Source organism: Flavobacteriales bacterium (assembly GCA_029248105.1).
Lineage (GTDB): Bacteria > Bacteroidota > Bacteroidia > Flavobacteriales > UBA7312 > UBA8444.
The window spans coordinates 102768-121714 of the sequence record JAQWJZ010000037.1; the positions used below are offsets into that span (position 1 = coordinate 102768).

The following is an 18947-nucleotide window of genomic DNA, read 5'->3' on the forward strand; positions in this document are numbered from 1 at the left end:
TGGAGCAAATGCTGTTGCTGCTTGGATGATACTTTCTAAAAATGGGCCTTTTGCATGGCAAGAAAAAATATTTATTCTTCAGAAAAGAACGGATTGGATGTGTAAACAACTCAATCAATTGAATGTAGAATATTACCGATTCCCTTATTCAAATATTATAACCATAAAAAATGATTTTGTGAATAAAGATATTGCTAAATCATTTGGCTTAGTGCCTGATAACCACGACCATTCAAAATGGTTCAAAATTGTGATAATGGAACACGTGACTATTGAGAAATTAACCTTGTTGATGCAAAAGCTAGAGAACCATCGCTTAGACAATCAAACCGTCCACCATAGTTAGTTTACGATCTGCCATATCGGCAAAAGAGGTGTTGTGCGTAACGATAACGCAAGATTGCCCCATTTCTTTATTGAGGTTCAAAAGTAGTTGATGTAGCTCATCGGCATTTTTAGAGTCTAAATTTCCAGAAGGCTCGTCAGCCAACAACACACTCGGCTTATTGATTAATGCCCTTGCTACTGCTACACGTTGTTGTTCACCACCAGAAAGAGCGTTTGGTTTGTGGTGCGCTCTGTCCTTGAGATTAAGTATGGACAACAACTCTTGGGCTTGACTTTCAGCATCCGAACGCTTTGTCCCTTTTATAAAAGCTGGTAGGCAGATGTTTTCCAATGCCGTAAACTCAGAAAGTAGATTGTGAAATTGAAAGACAAAACCAATGGATTCGTTTCGGAATTGTGATAAATCTTTATCGTTTAGGGTGTGTAAATCTGTGCTGTTAATGGATAACCTTCCCGAATCAGCTTTGTCCAAAGTGCCAATAATTTGAAGTAGAGTAGTCTTGCCAGCACCCGATGCGCCAACGATAGATACTGTCTCTCCAGAATCAACATTTAAATTGACGCCTTTGAGGACTTGCAAGTCACCATAACTCTTAAATATGTCTTTTACTGCTATCACTTCTGTTTCAAATATTGATAATCTAAAAAATATCGAACTCTCAAAGATAAACTATTCTCTTGAGGGTTGTTCAATAGGGCCTCTAAATTATCTTTATAATAGCTTTCTACACGATTGCCAGAAGTTAATATCGAGTTTTTCCAAACAATGCTAATCTCACTAGCAGGAGCAAACCAATAGTTGAAGTTTAAATCAATGTTCCAAGCGTTGAAATTAACATCTCTATCGCCAACATAATCGCTATCTTCTAAGTAGCCATACTTATCTAATGTATGGAAAGAATAGTTTCTTACTTGCTCCCAATGATGACGGAATTTGAAATCAAAACTCATCTTGGTATTCAAGACATATTCAGCCTTAAGTACGTTGGTAAAGAATTGCTTTTGTCGAGTAGAGAAAATAGAATGGTCATTATCTCTAGTAATGTAGCCCGTTTCATTTTCAGTCAGTTTGGTTGAAAAGACGTAGTACATGAATAGTTTTTCACTAAACCTTACCCTCGGTGACATACGGAAAAACAAAGTGTGTTCATCATATAGAGGTGCTTGTCCACCACCAAAGCTAACGTCAAGAGCTAATTTTCTTCGATAATCGCTAGAAAAAAACATTCGAGCAATGTAATTTTCAGAACGCTTGAAAACATCATCAATGCTCGTTCTTGATTCAAAATAATCGTTTCCTTCAGTCAGTTCTCCACTTGAAGAAACACCCCATGTCAGGAAATTCTTGAAGGTAGATACTTGTTGAGCCTCATAACTTAATTCACTGAATAATCTTGGTTTGTATAACTGTTCATAACTCAAAGATGCCGAGCATTTGAAATCTACTAATCGCTTAGTCGATTCAGTAATACGATAGCTAACATCTGCTGAGGTGTTAAATTCGTTGTTGTTGTATAAAAAACCCATATCGTTAGGGTTGTAGGTATCGCTTTCAATGTTGTTGGCTAGTCCAAATTGAAATTTCCCAGCTACTTTGCTGATATTCATATACGATGCAAAGCCCTGCTCAGTATCTTCTGGGTCTTCTACATGACTGAATCTGTAATTACCAAAAAACTGATAGGTGTTGCTTTTATTTCTGAAAACAGACAACAGTCCTGAAACATTAGCTAAATCGCCCCCCTTTCTCTGAACATTAGTGTTGGTAAAGGTCAAGTACGAATTGTTGGGTAAGGATTGGTCAAGTACCACTATGTTATAGTTACTTAAAGGGTCGTTATCCGTTTCATTTGTTACTGCGTTTAGCACACCAATACCTAGTTTTTTTCCAGTTCTTCCTGTTATCTTGGTAGCATTCAATAAATTGTCGCTAATGCGCCTAGAGTAGAATAAATAGCCTTTGTCAAACAACTCTGTGCCTTCAGTAAAAAAAGGTCTTTTCTCATCGTATTGCACTTCAAACGGAGAGAGGTTAAGCACTTGATTATCAAAGCCCACTTGTCCAAAATCAGGAATCAAAGTCATGTCAAGAGTAAAACTTTCGTTGATGCCGTATTTTACATCCATACCGCCGTTGAAACTATATTCCGTATCTCCATCGTAGTTGGTGGCGTAAGAAGAAATGTATGGTAAAAATGAAAGACGCAAAGGAGGCTCAATATGTTTAAAGCCTTTAATAGTACCTGCTTGAGAGCTGATGTTTTCATTGGTAATGTCAATAGGATTCCAAGTGTATGATGCTCTGTATCGTCTGATATGCCTTTCGATATTTACACTCCAATCTTGAACATCACTTTTTGGAAAACGTAAAGCAGAATAGGGGATTTCAAATTCAGCATACCAACCATTATCATCTTTATAAGTGGCGCCTTTCCAAACCATATCCCAGTTAGAATCTTGACTATAATTAGTAAACTTAATATCTTCTTGAACACCTAGTGGAGATAGTTTAAACCCAAAATCGGTTTGTCCATCTTGATAAGGATTTATGCGTATCAAAACATGGTCGTTGTTACTTCCACCGATTTTATCCCTTTTACACAACTGACTCATTATGCTGTCGGCTTGAGGGTCATACATAGCAACAGCAAAATAAATAGCTTGATTGTCATAGGTGGCTTTCCATTCTGTCCTAAAACCCTTAGGCATACTTGCGCCACTAATAGGGTAATAACTGATAAATTCACCACCAACAGCGTGTTTAGCCCATTCATCTTGTTCAATTTTTCCATCGGTTGTGGGGCTTACATCTGCTCTTTGGATTGTATAGCTTTTAGTCTGCGCTAGAAGAGACAGGGGAAAGCATAAAATAAATAGAAATAGGTGCTTCATCAAGTGTTAATAATTAGGGGACAAATTTACCAAATAATGCCATTCTGTTGTTTCATTATTCCAAACATTAATTTACTTTTGCTCAACTAAAATTTTCATTATGAATCTACACGAGTATCAAGGTAAAGAAATACTAAATAGTTTTGGAGTACGCATACAAAGAGGAATAGTTGCTTCTACTCCTGAAGAAGCTGTAGCAGCAGCTCAAAAATTGAACGAAGAAACAGGAACATCATGGTGGGTTGTTAAAGCGCAAGTTCACGCTGGTGGTCGTGGTAAAGGTGGTGGTGTTAAATTGGCTAAATCTTTGGATGAGGTCAAAAGCATCGCTAATGATATTTTAGGTATGCACTTAGTTACACCTCAAACTTCAGCTGAAGGAAAATTAGTACACCAAGTATTGATCGCTGAAGATGTTTATTACCCAGGCGAGAGTGAAACTTCAGAGTTTTATATGTCTGTATTATTGAACCGTTCTACAGGAAGAAATATGATTATGTATTCTACAGAAGGTGGTATGGATATCGAAGAGGTTGCCGACAAGACTCCACACTTGATTTTTACAGAAGAAATAGACCCTAAAGTAGGTTTACAAGGTTTTCAATGTAGAAAGATAGCTTTCAACCTCGGTTTAAGTGGTACTGCATTCAAAGAGATGACTAAATTTGTTTCTGCACTTTACGCTGCATATGACGGTATCGATGCCGCATTATTTGAGATAAACCCTGTCCTTAAGACTTCAGATGATAAAATTTTAGCTGTAGATTCAAAAGTGGCTTTAGATGGCAATGCGCTATACAGACACAAAGACTATGCTGAACTTAGAGACAAAAGAGAAGAAGACCCTACAGAAGTAGAGGCCGGAGAGTTTGGCTTAAACTTTGTTAAACTAGATGGTAATGTAGGCTGTATGGTCAATGGTGCTGGTTTGGCAATGGCTACTATGGATATTATAAAACAAGCAGGTGGTAATCCCGCAAACTTCCTAGACGTTGGAGGTACTGCCGATGCGGCTCGTGTAGAACAAGCCTTCAGAATTATTATGAAAGATAAAGGTGTTAAAGCTATACTAGTGAACATTTTTGGTGGTATTGTGCGTTGCGATAGAGTTGCACAAGGTGTAGTCGATGCTTACAAAAATATTGGTGAGATTAATATCCCTATTATCGTTAGACTTCAAGGTACAAACGCCGTAGAAGCAAAAAAACTCATTGACGAAAGTGGTTTGAAGGTTATCTCGGCTATCCTATTACAAGAGGCTGCTGACAAGGTTAAAGAAGTTTTAGCCTAATACTCTTTTAAAAAATTATAAAAGCAGCTTTTTAGCTGCTTTTTTTTTATTCTATATTTACGCTTGATTTTGGAAACGATGAAAAAAATATTAATTGCTAACAGAGGAGAAATTGCATTAAGAGTAATGCGTTCTGCCAAAGAAATGGGAATACAAACTGTGGCTATATATTCAGAAGCTGACCGTATGTCACCCCATGTAAGATATGCCGATGAAGCCGTTTGTGTAGGACCTCCACCATCAGCGGAGTCTTACCTCAATGTTGAAAAAATCATAGAAGTATGCAAACAGTTAAATGTAGATGCTATACATCCCGGTTATGGTTTCCTTTCCGAAAATGCTGATTTTGCTAGAAGATTAGTTAAGGAAAATATTACACTTATTGGTCCTTCTGCTGAAGCTATGGAAATGATGGGCGATAAGCTAAAAGCCAAAGCCACCGTTAAGCAATTTAATGTGCCTATGGTTCCTGGTACAGATGAAAAAATTACAGATGTTGAAGAAGCCAAATCTATTGCTGAAGGAATAGGTTATCCTATACTCATCAAAGCTGCAGCAGGCGGTGGTGGTAAAGGAATGCGCGTCGTGGAGCAAGCCACAGATTTTGAAGAACAAATGAAATTGGCAGTGAGTGAAGCCATATCCTCTTTTGGTGACGGTTCGGTCTTCATTGAACGTTATGTAGGTTCGCCTCGACATATAGAAATACAAATATTAGCTGATACTCATGGCAATGTGGTGCATCTCTTTGAAAGAGAATGTTCCATACAACGCCGTCATCAGAAAGTTATTGAAGAAGCTCCTTCTGCGGTACTTACTGCCGAAATAAGAGAAGCAATGGGCCAATGTGCGGTTAATGTTGCTAAGTCCTGTAATTATGTGGGTGCAGGTACGGTTGAGTTTTTACTGGATGAAAATAAGGATTTCTACTTCTTAGAAATGAATACTCGTCTGCAAGTAGAACACCCTGTTACAGAAATGATAACCGCTGTTGACTTGGTTAAAGAACAAATAAAAATTGCAAGAGGAGAAAAGCTTTCATTTTCTCAAGAAGATTTGTCTATTCAAGGTCATTCATTAGAGGTTCGAGTATATGCCGAAGACCCTATGAATAATTTTGCTCCTGATATTGGTACTTTAAAACGTTACACTTTACCAGACAGCGTTGGTGTGCGTGTAGATAATGGTTTTGATGAAGGTATGGAAATACCCATTTATTACGATTCTATGTTATCTAAACTTATTACTTACGGCAAAGATAGGGAAGAGGCTATTTCTAGAATGAAACGAGCTATTCAAGATTATACTATTGCTGGTGTTAAAACCACCTTGCCATTCGCTTTATTTGTAATGGATAACGAGCATTTTATCAGTGGTAATTTTGATACTCATTTCGTTAAGACTCACTTTACAGTCCCTACAGTTTTGGATAATTCTAATGAAGAAGAAGCCCAAATTGCCGCATTATTAGCTCAATATTTGCATACAGAAAATACGTCTATTACTAGCGTAGAGGCACAATCTGAAAATGTAAGTAACTGGAAGAAAAACAGAAGATAATACTACTTTCCTCTACCTTGTAGGATGATAAGTATGGTGTGAATCATTATTTTAAGATCAATAAGTAATGACATGTTTTCAATATATAAGATATCATACTTCAATCTTTCGAGCATTTCATCTGTATTTTCAGCATAGCCAAATTTCACCATTCCCCAAGATGTAATTCCTGGTTTTACCCTATAAATGTGTTTGTAGTGCGGTGCTTTTTTAATAAGTTGATTAGCAAAAAAATCACGCTCTGGTCGAGGGCCAACAAAACTCATATGTCCAAATAAAACATTAAAAAACTGAGGTGTTTCATCTAGACGAATTTTTCTCATTATACGTCCCCATGCTGTTACTCTTGAATCGGTTTTACTGGAAAGTTTAGGTCCATCTTTTTCAGCATCTTCATACATAGATCTAAACTTATAGATATTGAATTTCTTACCAAATTGACCTACTCTTTCTTGTTTATAGATAATGGAACCTGAAGAGCTTAATTTTACAGCAATTGCTGTTAATAGTAATATGGGTGAAAATAAAACGATTGCTATCAATGAAAATAGATAATCAAAAATCCGCTTAACAATAAACTCCCATTGTGGCAATAGCTTATGCTTTATTTCTATTAATGGCGTTCCAAGTATAGAGTTCATCTTTACGCTTCCAGAAAGGATATCATACATATCAGGAATAATTTTGACATATACATCGGTATTTTCTAGTTCATTTAAGATGCGTTCTATTTTATCGTGCTCTGAAGATTCAATAGCTATTATTATATCTTCGACTTCCTTTTCCTTTATTATTTTTTTAGCACTTTCAAAATTACCAAGATGAGGAAGGTGTTCTTTTAACAAATGAGTTCTCTTATCATCTACATTAAGATAACCTAAAAGGATATGACCACTTGACTTTTCTTCATTTTCCAAATCATTAAAAAGAATTCTGGCTTTTTCGTTACTACCTATAATGAGTGTGTTAAAACCAATAATCTTATTATGAATTCTGAATGCTGTACGTGTGGTTAGAAGAAATCTAAATGAAGAAGTTATGATAAAATGAAAACAGAATAAGGCTATAAATGATGAATAGTATTGTTTGTAGTTGACTATGAAGTCGTCCAGAAGTACAGCAAAGAAAATGATTGTAACCCCAATAAGAGTGACTAAAAATATCTGTGTTATTTCCTTAAGTCTTGACTTGCGATAAATATCGTTGTAATTACCTACAACAGCGTAGAAAACAATCCAGCAGATGCTAATGATTAATAAGTTGATAGCATAATCTAATCTGAATTCAATGACTAACTTATCTAAATAGACTACTCGATAACACATAAATAACAGCCATGCTAGAGAAGCACTGAGAATATCTAGGCCAATATATTTAAGAGTGTGTAAAAGGTTATTCTTCATAAACTAATTTAATGTTATCTAAAAACATTTCGTTTTGAGTTAATGAAGTATCTCTAGGTATGGCAAAAAATAACTTGTAGTCTAAGGCATCGCTGAAATTAGCAATAATTTCTGTTAAGGATATGTATATTTTGTTCCAATCGTCTTTTTTGTTTAAATAAATAATGGTGTTTTTATTTACAGTTGAACTTCCATTAGCATACATCCCTACAACGATTGATGAATTACATTTGTAGTCCATCTCCAAGTACACTTCTTGATTTTTGGGTAGGTCAAAGTCAGAAGTATTACATTCGAATAGCTCACCAATATCTCCAGAGATAACACTTTTTGCATAATAGTTTCCAAAGTTATTATTAGAGCTATCGTATATCTTTTCTATAGTATGATTTGTAGAATCTGAAATAACAGTTAAGCTAGTACCCACACCTTCAAAATCCTCATTGTAAGGGAAGTTGTTGAAAGAATAATTTACTTTAGGGGTTAATGTCAAGTTCTGATTTTCAAATAGTTCAGTAGAAAGTTCATATGAAGTAAAATAGGGATAGTTTACTCTACTTGATGAAATACCATTCTTTTTAACTCCTGCTTCAATAATGATGTCTTGCTGACCTGATTTTAGAACAGGAAAGTTAGCCGGAAGAGGATAAACTCCTTGAAACTCATTGTCAATATACACCCAAGCATCGGATATTTTTGAAGTATAATTACCTTCAACTTCTATTGATTCTATAGTTATTAGAGAAGGGATATCTTCTTCAATATTAAAGACTTCGCAACTAAATAAACTGCTAAGGATTAATAATGTACAAAGGGGTTTCATATATCTACTAACGTGTTAATTCAAAAACTATTACTCTTATATTAACTGATGGCTTAATTTCATCTTATCAAGTATAGATTCGGCTAATTCTAAAGCCCTTAGTCCATCTGTTATAGATACTTGAGGCTCAATATCTTCATTGATAGAATTTGCAAAGCTGATGAATTCATCTTTGATGGCATTGTTGTCTTCTATTTCGGGGTTTTCAAAATAGATTTGTTTTTTTCTTTTCCCTTTACCTAAGTCTAGGACTATTGCTAATGGGTCAATGTCTTCGGACGGTTTTATATTTTTCAGTTTAATGACTTCGGTTTTCTTCTCTAGATAATTTATTGATATGTAAGCGTCTTTTTGAAAAACACGTGTTTTACGCATATTCTTTAGCGACATTCTACTTGCAGTAAGGTTACATACACACCCATTATTAAATTCTATTCTAGCATTTGCAATGTCTGGAGTATCACTTATTACTGAAACGCCTGATGCTTGTACACTTTTAACAGGAGAATTGACCAATTTTAAAATAATGTCTAAATCATGAATCATCAAATCCAAAACCACTGGCACATCGGTTCCTCGTGGGTTGAACTCTGCTAACCTATGCGACTCTATAAATAGGGGCTTTGAAACAAATTCTTTTGCAGATATGTAGGCTGAGTTAAAACGTTCTACATGCCCCACTTGTACTTTAACACCTGCTTCTCTGGATAGCTTCATAAGTGTTTCTGCCTCTAAGACAGTTTGAGTAATGGGTTTTTCTATGAAGACATGTTTGTTTGACTTTATAGCTAAGCTGGCACAATCGAAATGAGAAACAGTAGGAGATACAATGTCTATGATGTCAGATGCTTCTATCAATTGCTCAATTGATTTAAAGGATTTAACACGAAACGATCGATTAACTATTTTTGCATTTTCTCTGTCGGTGTCATAAAACCCAACCACTTCATAAGTATCTTTCAACTCCAAAAGTATTTTAAGGTGTATTTTTCCTAAGTGACCTGCGCCAATAACTCCTATTTTCAGCATAGAAATGATATAATTTCTGCTAAAATAGAAATTTAATACAGACTTAATACTATTTTTGAAACCTATTGATATGAATGATAATTTTAGACATCAAGGGTTGCGTCTCAAACTGGTGGACGTATTGAGAGAAAAAGGGATAAATGACCAAAAAGTATTGACGGCTATTTCTAAAATTCCTAGACACTCTTTTATAGACAAGGCTTTTCTAGAATTTGCTTATCAGGATAAAGCTTTTCCGATAGGTTCTGGGCAAACTATTTCCCATCCTTATACTGTTGCATATCAGACTGAATTATTGGAGGTTAAGCCTTATGAAAAAGTACTGGAGGTTGGAACTGGTTCTGGCTATCAAACAGCTGTTTTATTAGAGCTAAAGGCACAAGTATTTAGCATAGAAAGGCAAAAAGAATTATATCGAAAAACTAAGGACTTTTTACCCAAGCTAGGCTACCAAGCCATGTTTTTCTATGGCGATGGATATAAAGGTTTAGAGAAGTTTGCTCCTTTTGATAAGATTATCGTTACTGCTGGTGCACCTTTCATTCCTGAAGATTTGGTAGCTCAGTTGAAGGTAGGGGGCAGAATGGTAATCCCTGTTGGTGGTGCCGATACTCAGAAAATGATCTTAATCGTTAAAAAGTCCGAAAAGGATATAGAACAAACGGTATTAGGTGATTTTTCATTTGTGCCCTTATTACGTAAAAAGAGCCAATAGTATTTATTACTTTTGCTCAAAATAAAATCAAGATATTATGAAACATATTGGAGTTATTGGTGCTGGAACAATGGGTAATGGTATTGCTCATGTATTTGCGCAAAGTGGTTATAGTGTTCGTCTGATAGATTTGTCCGAATCTGCTCTAGAAAAAGCTATGGCTACTATTTCTAAAAACCTAGATAGAATGGTGGCCAAAGAGAAAATTTCAGAAGCCGATAAAATCAATACCTTGAATAATATACAAACGTTTACAGATATATCTTCTGCTGTTAAAGGATTGGATTTGGTGGTAGAAGCAGCTACCGAGAATATGGATATTAAGCTTAAGATATTCTCTCAACTGGATGAGCTATGCGATGAGCATACTATACTAGGTTCAAATACATCTTCTATATCCATTACTAAAATTGCATCTGCAACACAACGTCCTGATAAGGTTATAGGTATGCACTTTATGAATCCTGTGCCAGTTATGAAATTGGTAGAAGTTATACGTGGTTATGCTACATCGGATCAAGTGACCAATACTATTATGGAAGTATCTAAGTCATTGGGTAAGTCACCAGTTGAAGTAAACGATTATCCTGGTTTTGTTGCCAACCGTATTCTAATGCCTATGATTAATGAGGCTATCATTACACTGCACGAAGGAGTAGCAGGAGTAGAAGAAATAGATACCGTAATGATGCTAGGAATGGCTCATCCTATGGGGCCTTTGCATTTGGCTGACTTTATCGGATTAGATGTTTGCTTATCCATATTGGAGGTTATGCACGAAGGCTTTGGCAATCCCAAATATGCGCCTTGTCCATTATTGGTTAATATGGTAACAGCTGGGAAACTAGGAGTTAAATCTGGTGAAGGCTTTTACGATTATTCTGAAGGACCTAGAAACAAAAAGCTATCGGCTCAGTTTGTAAGGTAGTTTCATTCAATAATTCCTTTTTGTTTAGCATCTTTTAAGATATATTCTATCCATTTATCTTCTTCAACATTTTGGGGTTGGTAGGGTGTTTTAAGATTGTTGTCGTATAGTTTCGCCATACCTTGCCAAAAGAAGGCATAGAAACCGCCTTTTAAGTCTTTAACTATCTCATAGGTGCTGATATTGGTTTCTCTGTAAATTAGCTTAGAAAGTATGCGTCCTTCCCAACGGGATAATTTTTTTAATTCTGGTGCTAAATCTTCTTTGACCCATTGTTCTGTAGCTTTGATATAGGCTTTGCGTTTTCTTCTTTTGGGGATAAGTTCTAATTGAGTTTGTATGCTGTCCAATTGTTCTGCAGCCAATTTAGCATAAGGATAGACCTTGAGGGTTTTGTATTGAAGTCGTTTGAAATACCGAGCATCCTCACGATTTTTGAAATGTAAAATTTCTACTTCGTCAATATCTGCTAGTATAAGGGTGTCATTGTCTTTGTAATACATTTCTTTAATCAGAAAAGTATCTAATTGACAAAAAGATATCAGCGGAAAACACAATATGAAAACAAAGACTTTCACCATACAAATATAGTTATCAAACTATAGATGTGGTGCTATTATTGTTAAGCTTATTTAAAGGAATAGGTCGATTAGACCATCAGGTGTAATCAAATGAACGATTTTCTTATCCTTATCTATCTGGCTGATAAAATGCTCTGTTATAGGAATTAGAATTTCCTTATCATCATAATCTATAACAAATAAGTCTTGTCCGTTGTTGGATTGAATATCTATTATTTTACCTAATTCACCATGCTTATCATCTATGGCAGTATAATTTAAGAGAGCTTTTAAAGGATTTTCTTCTTGAGGTAAGCACTCTAAAGGCAAATAGGTCGATTTGCCGATAAGTGCATTTGCGCTTTCATCATTATCTACATCTTCAAACTTTACTACGATGAAACCATTATTTTTAAAACGGAGAGAACTTATAAAAAAAGGAACCAAATTACCATTCAATTCAATGAATAAGTGATTTAGTTCCTTAAAATTTTCGGAGGGGGTAACATCAAGTTTGATATTAACATCTCCCTTATAACCGTGTTTTTTACTGATTATTCCAAGAAAGAAACATTCTTCCTTTTTCATAATCAATTTACTCAGCGGTTTTTTCTTCTTTATCTTCAGCAGCAGGTGCCTCTTCAGCAGCAGGAGCTTCTTTAGTAGCAGGTGCCTCTTCAGCAGCAGGAGCTTCTTCAGCAGCAGCAGGAGCTTCTTCAGCAGCAGCAGGAGCTTCTTCAGCAGCAGGTGCCTCTTCAGCAGCAGAAGCTTCTTCAGTAGCAGGTGCCTCTTCAGCAGCAGGAGCTTCTTCAGTAGCAGGAGCTTCTTCGCTTACAGCTTCAGCTTCAGAAGCTAAGGCAGCATTAGCGTTTGCTAATTCTTGAGCTCTAGCATCACTGATTTCTTTTTCAGCAGCAAGTCTTGCTTTCGCAGTTTCTTGCTCAGCTTTAGATAAATTATCTCTCTTAGCGTTGATTTTATCTTCTTTTTCAGACAACCAAGCCTCAAATCTTTTAGCTGCTTCTTCCTCAGAAAATGCGCCTTTAGCAACACCACCTAAGAGGTGTTTTTTCATCATTACTCCTTTGTACTTTAATAAAGCCAAAGCTGTATTTGTAGGCTGCGCACCTTTTATTACCCAATCCAATGCTCTGTCAAAGTTTAATTCAATAGATGCAGGGTTGGTGTTTGGATTGTACTGACCTAAATTCTCAATGAATTTACCGTCTCTTTTTGCACGACTATCAGCAACAACAATTTTGAAAATTGGTTTAGCTTTTCTACCGTGTCTTTGTAATCTAATTTTTGTAGGCATAATGTTTCAGTTTAACTAACTCTGTAGTATCTGGTTAATAATTAGGGGCGCAAATATGCAATTATTTCTTCTAATAAGAAAGAAAAACTAAATTTTAATACTTATCAACAATGCTCGATTTATTTGCCTTAATTTTTACTTTTACAATAAATAAAAAAAGCAAAGATACGTGTACCTAATTTTTGATACTGAAACTACTGGACTGCCTAGAAGCTGGAAAGCACCTTTGACGGATACAGATAACTGGCCTCGTTGTGTGCAAATTGCATGGCAATTACACGATGAAATGGGTGAAATAATTGAGCATAAGGACTTTTTAATTCGTCCTGATGGCTTTGATATTCCTTATGAAGTTGAAAAAATACATGGTATTTCTACTAAATTAGCGGCAAATGAAGGTCATGAATTGTCTGATGTTTTGGACAGTTTTAGTGAAGCCGTATCTCAAGCCAAATTTATTGTTGGTCAAAACGTAGGTTTTGATGTTAACGTTTGGGGATGTGAGTTTCATCGTTTCGAAAAAGATTTAGAATGGACTACAATGCCTGTTTTAGATACTTGTACCGAAAAGACGGCTCTCCTGTGTCAAATTCCTGGTGGTAGGGGTGGTAAATTTAAACTGCCTAACCTTACTGAGCTTTACAGTCATTTATTTGATGATACTTTTGGAGAAGCCCATAATGCCACTGCCGATGTAGAAGCCACAACACGATGTTTCTTAGAGCTTTTAAGGCTAGGGCATTATTCTAGTAATGACTTACAACAATCAGACAATTATTTATCAGATTTTCAAACTAAGAATCCTGATTCTATAGCCACCCTTGGCTTGAAGCACCTTAATTTAAAAGCTGAAAGTGAAAAGTATAAAACAGAAACAGCCTCCGAAACCATATCGACAGATAATAATGTAGATTTAAGCCAATATCCTTTTGCTCATCTTCATAATCATTCTCAGTTTTCTGTACTTCAATCTACCACAAAGATTAAGGCTATGGTGGACAAAGCTGCATCTATGGAGATGCCTGCTGTAGCTCTAACCGATTCTTCCAATTTATATGGTGCATTTCACTTTGTAGATGCCATTCATAAACACCCTATTAATCAAGAAGTTGTGGAGTACAACAAGAAAGTTGATAAGGGTGAAATTGACTCGGAATTAAAGAAGCTACCCTTGAAAAGCATTGTAGGTTGCGAATTATCGATTTGTAAAGACCATAAAGATCATAGTGTCAAAGACAATGGGAGAGGAGTCGTGTTTTTAGCAAAGAACAAGCAAGGATATCATAACCTAGCCAAGATGAGTTCTATTGCTTTTGTAGATGGCTTTTACTATGTGCCAAGAATTGACAAGACGGTTGTTGGTGAATACAAAGAAGGTTTGATTGCCTTAAGTGGTGGGTTGAAAGGTGAAATTTCTGACCTCATTTTGTCTGTAGGAGAAAAACAAGCGGAGGAGGCTTTGTTATGGTGGAAAGAACAATTTGCAGACGATTTTTATATTGAGTTAGTTCGTCATGGTTTAGAAGAAGAAAAGCGGGTTAATGATACTTTAATAAGGTTTGCTAAAAAGCACCAAGTTAAGGTAGTGGCTGCCAACAATTCACATTATCTGAGCGAAGAAGATGCTAATGCACACGATATTTTATTGTGCGTTAAAGATGCAGAATTACAGTCTACTCCAATCGGTCGAGGTCGAGGGTTTAGATATGGTTTTGCAAACAATCAATATTATTTCAAGTCATCAGATGAGATGAAATCCCTGTTCAAGGATGTTCCCGAAGCGATAATAAATATTACTGAAATAATTGATAAAGTAGAATGCTATCAATTGAAGCGTGATGTTCTACTTCCTGCCTTTGATATTCCCGAAGAATTTGTAGTCCCGGAAGACGAAGCAGATGATGGTAAAAGAGGAGAAAATGCCTACTTGCGACATTTGACTTACGAAGGTGCTAAAAAGAGATACCCTGAAATAACAGAAGAAATAAAAGAACGCCTAGACTTTGAATTAGAAACGATAGCAAAAACAGGCTACCCAGGTTATTTTTTAATTGTTCAAGACTTCACTTCTCAAGCTCGTAAAATGGGTGTTTCGGTTGGACCAGGAAGGGGTTCGGCAGCAGGTTCAGCTGTAGCTTACTGTGTCGGCATTACCAATGTAGATCCTATAAAGTATGACTTACTATTTGAGCGTTTTTTGAATCCTGACAGAGTTTCTCTTCCTGATATTGATATCGATTTTGATGATGAAGGAAGAGGTAAAATCATTGACTGGGTAGTCAATAAATATGGTCAGAATCAAGTAGCTCAAATCATAACTTATGGTACGATGGCCGCCAAGTCTTCCTTGAGAGATACTGCTAGAGTTTTGGATTTGCCACTGTCTGAAGCTGATACGCTTACCAAAAAGATGCCAGACATCAAGCTCAATAAACTATTCAATTTTGAAGAAAAAGAACTCAAAGAGAAACTCAATTCTGAGCAGTATAAGATGGCTCAAGATTTCAAAGAACTAGCTGAAGGTGACAACTTACAATCCAAAACCATTCAACAAGCCACTATCCTTGAAGGTTCATTAAGAAATATTGGTGTTCACGCTTGTGGTGTTATCATTACGCCAGATGACATTACCAAATTTGTACCAGTCAGTAAAGCCAAAGGAGCTGACTTATTAGTCACCCAATTTGATAATAGTGTTGTTGAATCTGCTGGAATGCTGAAGATGGATTTCTTAGGTTTGAAGAACCTGACTATCATAAAAGATTGTTGTAAAATTATCAAGCATATTCACGATGTTGACATTGATCCAGACGAAATTCCTTTAGATGATGAGCTTACCTATCAGCTTTTTCAAAGAGGTGAAACCAACGGTATTTTTCAATTCGAATCACCTGGGATGCAGAAAAACCTCAAGCTATTAAAGCCTGATAAATTCGATGATTTAATTGCTATGAATGCTCTTTACAGACCCGGACCTATGGAGTACATTCCTAACTTCATTGCTCGTAAACATGGCAAAGAAGATATTGTTTATGATTTGCCTGAGATGTCCGGCATTCTAGCAGATACTTATGGTATTACAGTTTACCAAGAGCAAGTGATGTTACTTTCTCAGGAGTTAGCAGGTTTTTCTAAAGGTGATGCCGATGTTTTGCGTAAAGCAATGGGTAAAAAGATTTTCGCTTTACTTCAAAAGTTAAAACCTAAATTTTTAGATGGTTGTAAGGAAAGAGGACACGATACAGAAATAGCTGAGAAGATATGGGGTGATTGGGAAGCTTTTGCGGCCTATGCATTCAACAAGTCTCACTCAACATGCTACGCCTTAATAGCCTTTCAAACCGCCTATTTAAAAGCGCATTATCCTGCCGAATATATGGCTGCCTATCTTACTCACAACATGAATGACATCAAGAAGGTGACTTTCTATATGGAGGAATGTAAACGTATGGGAGTAAAGGTATTAGGTCCTGATGTAAATGAAAGTTTTTACAAGTTTGCAGTAAATAAAAATGGTGAAATCCGTTTTGGATTAGGAGCAATTAAAGGTGTAGGTGAGGGTGCAGTGGAAACCATTGTCAATGAACGTCAAGAGAATGGCAATTACCAATCCGTCTTTGACTTAGCTAAACGTATAGATTTAAGAGCTGCTAACAAACGTGCTTTTGAAAGTCTAGTTAATGCTGGAGGTTTTGATAGTTTTGGACACAAACGTTCTACCTACTTTTATGACGAAGGTAATGGCACTATTTTTTTAGAGAAAATAATGAAATACGGTCATAAATATCAAGAGAATTTAGATTCTGCTCAAGTTTCATTGTTTGGTGAAAGTTCAGAGGAAAATTTACTTGAGCCAAGTATCCCTGTTGTTGAACCTTGGAATTCTCTTGAGTTACTCAATAAAGAAAAGGAAGTTGTGGGTTTTTATATTTCAGGTCATCCCTTAGATGATTATAAATTGGAGATGGAAAGTTTCTGTAACTTCAATATTTCTGAGCTGCACGATTTGCAAAGTATCAAAGGAAAAGATATACATATTGCAGGTATGGTTTCTAAAATAGAACACCGTTTTACTAAAGGAGGTAAGCCTTTTGGTACACTTTCGATTGAAGACTACCATGACAATATTACTTTTTTCTTATTTGGTAACGATTACCCTGATTATAAAGCCTATATGACGGAAGGTTGGTTCTTGTATGCTCAATGCAGGGTACAGGAAAGAAAATGGGGTAATGGAGAGCTTGAAATGAAGTTGGTTAATGTGGAGTTACTTTCCGAGATAAAAGAGAAAGCTAAACGATCTGTCAATGTCTCTGTGTCTATTGACGATTTGACTAAGGATATGATAGATTCTATCATTTCTTTGTCAGAACAATTCCCAGGTAAACACAATCTAAAATTTATAGTGACTGATTTTGATGAAGGCTACAAAGTCCCTCTACGTTCTAAAAAGTTTAAAATTAACTTAGATGAAGCATTTATTTTACAGTTAAAACAAATTCCTTTCTTGGAAATTAAAATCAATTAAATGTGTAATTTTGTTGTACACATTTTTAAAATAAATTAAAAAAATAATACAATGGCATTAGAAATTACAGACGCAAATTTTAAAGAAACAGTTTTAGATTCAGACAAACCAGTATTAGTAGACTTTTGGGCTACATGGTGTGGTCCTTGTCGAATGGTAGGTCCTATCGTTGATGAGTTAGCCAACGACTATGAAGGAAAGGCCGTAGTAGGTAAAGTAAATGTTGATGATAACTCAGCAGTACCTTCCGAATACGGTATTCGTAATATACCGGCTTTATTAATCTTTAAAAATGGTCAGATTGTAGACAAGGTAATCGGTGCAGTGCCTAAAAACGTATTGGCTGAAAAATTAGATGCCCAATTATAATTTTTTAGAATAATTTATAAAAAGGGCTTTTTGCCCTTTTTTTGTTTATGATTGAAAGGAAAGACATAGAAAAGTTTGAGAATCTTGAACTACTAGCCAATCAAGTGGTTGAAGGGTTTATTACAGGTCTTCACAAAAGTCCTTTTCATGGTTTTTCTGTGGAATTTGCCGAACATCGTCTTTACAATTCTGGTGAAAGTACTAGACATATTGATTGGAAACTGTATGCACGTACAGATAAGTTCTTTGTAAAACGATTTGAAGAAGAAACCAACCTAAGGTGTAGGATTATTATTGACCAATCTTCATCTATGTATTTTCCAAATAAGGATAACCCAAGTGTGGATAATCCTAATAAGTTATATTTCTCGGTTTTATGTGCAGCAGCCCTCATGAACTTATTGAAAAGACAAAGAGACGCAGTTGGACTGAGTTTGTTTTCAGATAAAGTAAATCTGCATACAAACGAAAAGACTAGCACCAAGCATCATCAGTATCTTTTGCATGAATTAGATAAAGTTCTTCATCAGCCTTCATTAATGAAAAGCTCTCGACTTGTTGATGGTCTGCATCAGATTGCAGAGAATATTCATCAACGTTCTTTAGTTATCTTGTTCAGTGATATGTTTGATAATTCTGAGAAAAATGAGGAATTGTTTTCTGCGTTACATCATTTGAAGTTTAACAAACATGAGGTCGTATTGTTTCACGTTATGGATAAGTCTAAAGAGCTAGAATTTGATTATGAGAATAGACCTTACAAGTTTGTTGATATGGAAACAGGAGAGATGCTCAAGCTTTCTCCTAATGAAGTTAAGAAAAATTTTGTTCAAGAATCTCAAGAATTTTTAAATGCCTTAAAATTGAAATGTATTCAATATAAAATAGACTTTGTGGAAGTAGATATAAATTCAGGTTTTGAATCTATTTTATTATCTTATCTTAGAAAACGAGCTAAGCTGCATTGATTTTTTTTAAATATTCTTTGTTACTAATTCAAAAAACAATTTATATTTGCAACCGCTTCGCAAGAAGCTGTTCTTTTATAGAAACGGTTTGGTAGTTCAGTTGGTTAGAATACATGCCTGTCACGCATGGGGTCGCGGGTTCGAGTCCCGTCCAGACCGCAGATTTCGGAGTTAACCCCTTGATTTTCAAGGGGTTTTCTTTTTGGCGTTGTCGAAAG

General features: G+C 35.8%; 15 protein-coding genes, 1 tRNA gene and 1 pseudogene. 9 read left to right on the forward strand and 8 right to left on the reverse strand.

Features of this window, described 5'->3' with window-relative positions; all coding sequences use genetic code 11:
* Positions 1-25: 25 nt before the first annotated feature.
* Positions 26-346, forward strand: a complete 321-nt coding sequence (locus P8I29_07055; protein MDG1917550.1) for a hypothetical protein — start codon at positions 26-28, stop codon at positions 344-346.
* On the opposite strand, the gene P8I29_07060 is transcribed toward P8I29_07055, so the two are convergent.
* Both P8I29_07060 and P8I29_07065 read right to left on the reverse strand, forming a co-directional pair.
* A complete protein-coding gene (locus P8I29_07060; GenBank protein ID MDG1917551.1) occupies positions 317-967 on the reverse strand; it encodes an ABC transporter ATP-binding protein in 651 nt (216 codons plus the stop codon). The genes P8I29_07055 and P8I29_07060 overlap by 30 nt on opposite strands.
* Entirely contained in the window at positions 964-3240 is a 2277-nt protein-coding gene (locus P8I29_07065) for a DUF5916 domain-containing protein (GenBank protein MDG1917552.1), read from the reverse strand. Before P8I29_07065 ends, P8I29_07060 begins: the two co-directional genes overlap by 4 nt.
* Positions 3241-3340: 100 nt before the next feature.
* On the opposite strand from P8I29_07065, the gene sucC reads away from it, so the two are divergent.
* A complete protein-coding gene (gene sucC, locus P8I29_07070) occupies positions 3341-4531 on the forward strand; it encodes an ADP-forming succinate--CoA ligase subunit beta (GenBank protein ID MDG1917553.1) in 1191 nt (396 codons plus the stop codon).
* A gap of 78 nt (positions 4532-4609) precedes the next feature.
* Entirely contained in the window at positions 4610-6091 is a 1482-nt protein-coding gene (gene accC, locus P8I29_07075; protein ID MDG1917554.1) for an acetyl-CoA carboxylase biotin carboxylase subunit, read from the forward strand.
* A 2-nt stretch (positions 6092-6093) separates the two neighbouring features.
* Here accC and P8I29_07080 read toward each other — a convergent pair whose 3' ends face one another.
* The 3 genes from P8I29_07080 to P8I29_07090 are packed head-to-tail and all read right to left on the reverse strand — an operon-like array spanning position 6094 to position 9346.
* A complete protein-coding gene (locus P8I29_07080; protein ID MDG1917555.1) occupies positions 6094-7494 on the reverse strand; it encodes a sugar transferase in 1401 nt (466 codons plus the stop codon).
* Positions 7484-8317, reverse strand: coding sequence for a hypothetical protein (locus tag P8I29_07085; GenBank protein ID MDG1917556.1), 834 nt, complete (start codon positions 8315-8317; stop codon positions 7484-7486). The genes P8I29_07080 and P8I29_07085 overlap by 11 nt, the downstream gene beginning before the upstream one ends.
* Positions 8318-8353: 36 nt before the next feature.
* Positions 8354-9346, reverse strand: a complete 993-nt coding sequence (locus tag P8I29_07090) for a Gfo/Idh/MocA family oxidoreductase (GenBank protein ID MDG1917557.1) — start codon at positions 9344-9346, stop codon at positions 8354-8356.
* Positions 9347-9416: 70 nt separating this feature from the next.
* Here P8I29_07090 and P8I29_07095 point away from each other — a divergent pair, with 70 nt between their 5' ends.
* Complete coding sequence (locus P8I29_07095; protein MDG1917558.1) at positions 9417-10061, forward strand: protein-L-isoaspartate(D-aspartate) O-methyltransferase; 645 nt, start codon at positions 9417-9419, stop codon at positions 10059-10061.
* Positions 10062-10098: 37 nt separating this feature from the next.
* Positions 10099-10989, forward strand: coding sequence for a 3-hydroxybutyryl-CoA dehydrogenase (locus P8I29_07100; GenBank protein MDG1917559.1), 891 nt, complete (start codon positions 10099-10101; stop codon positions 10987-10989).
* Positions 10990-10991: 2 nt separating this feature from the next.
* Here the strand turns inward: P8I29_07100 and P8I29_07105 are convergent, their stop codons facing one another.
* The 3 genes and pseudogenes from P8I29_07105 to P8I29_07115 all read right to left on the reverse strand — a co-directional run bounded on the left by P8I29_07105 (position 10992) and on the right by P8I29_07115 (position 12864).
* Positions 10992-11492, reverse strand: coding sequence for a DUF4294 domain-containing protein (locus tag P8I29_07105; GenBank protein MDG1917560.1), 501 nt, complete (start codon positions 11490-11492; stop codon positions 10992-10994).
* 129 nt (positions 11493-11621) lie between these two features.
* Positions 11622-12137 carry a ribosome maturation factor RimM gene (gene rimM / locus P8I29_07110; protein ID MDG1917561.1) on the reverse strand — a complete coding sequence of 172 codons (516 nt, stop codon included), beginning with the start codon at positions 12135-12137 and terminating at the stop codon, positions 11622-11624.
* Positions 12138-12300: 163 nt separating this feature from the next.
* Positions 12301-12864: pseudogene (locus P8I29_07115) on the reverse strand (30S ribosomal protein S16).
* Positions 12865-13033: 169 nt separating this feature from the next.
* Between P8I29_07115 and dnaE the strand changes: the two are divergent.
* From dnaE to P8I29_07135, 4 genes are all read left to right on the forward strand, one after another.
* Entirely contained in the window at positions 13034-17392 is a 4359-nt protein-coding gene (gene dnaE / locus P8I29_07120; GenBank protein ID MDG1917562.1) for a DNA polymerase III subunit alpha, read from the forward strand.
* Positions 17393-17443: 51 nt separating this feature from the next.
* A complete protein-coding gene (gene trxA / locus P8I29_07125; GenBank protein MDG1917563.1) occupies positions 17444-17761 on the forward strand; it encodes a thioredoxin in 318 nt (105 codons plus the stop codon).
* A 47-nt stretch (positions 17762-17808) separates the two neighbouring features.
* Positions 17809-18729 carry a DUF58 domain-containing protein gene (locus tag P8I29_07130; GenBank protein MDG1917564.1) on the forward strand — a complete coding sequence of 307 codons (921 nt, stop codon included), beginning with the start codon at positions 17809-17811 and terminating at the stop codon, positions 18727-18729.
* 85 nt (positions 18730-18814) lie between these two features.
* A tRNA-Asp gene (locus tag P8I29_07135) sits at positions 18815-18888 on the forward strand.
* The last annotated feature ends 59 nt before the right edge of the window (positions 18889-18947 follow it).